Genomic DNA, 403 nt, shown 5'->3' on the forward strand with positions numbered 1-403 from the left:
CCGCGAAGGCCACTCTCTCCGCCCCGTCCCTGGCGCACGCACCGGCCGCACCGGCGGACACCTCCGTCCCCGACGACCGGCGCACGCACGCCGATCCGCCGCCGCGCTCGTTCGGCGAGGCGATGGTCGAGGCACGTGGCCTGCGCCGCTCGTACGGCGACACCGAGGTGCTCGCGGGCATCGACCTCATGGTCCGCGAGGGCGAGGTCGTCGCGCTCCTCGGCCCGTCGGGCTCCGGCAAGAGCACGCTGCTGCGCACGCTCAACCACCTCGACGGGCTCGACGGCGGCTCGGTGCTCGTCAACGGCACCGCCATCGGCTACGACTGGCAGGGCCGCGAGCTGCCCGAGCGGCGCACCGCCCGGCAGCGCGTCACCGCGGGCATCGGCATGGTGTTCCAGCG

1 protein-coding gene is annotated in these 403 nt (G+C 75.4%); it reads left to right on the forward strand.

Annotation, left to right across the window (positions count from 1 at the left end; genetic code table 11):
• Positions 1 to 122 precede the first annotated feature (122 nt).
• On the forward strand, positions 123 to 403 hold a 281-nt coding region (locus G3I71_RS49210), incomplete at its 3' end, for an ATP-binding cassette domain-containing protein (RefSeq protein ID WP_164325501.1).

It is taken from the genome of Streptomyces sp. SID12501, from assembly GCF_010550245.1.
GTDB lineage: Bacteria > Actinomycetota > Actinomycetes > Streptomycetales > Streptomycetaceae > Streptomyces.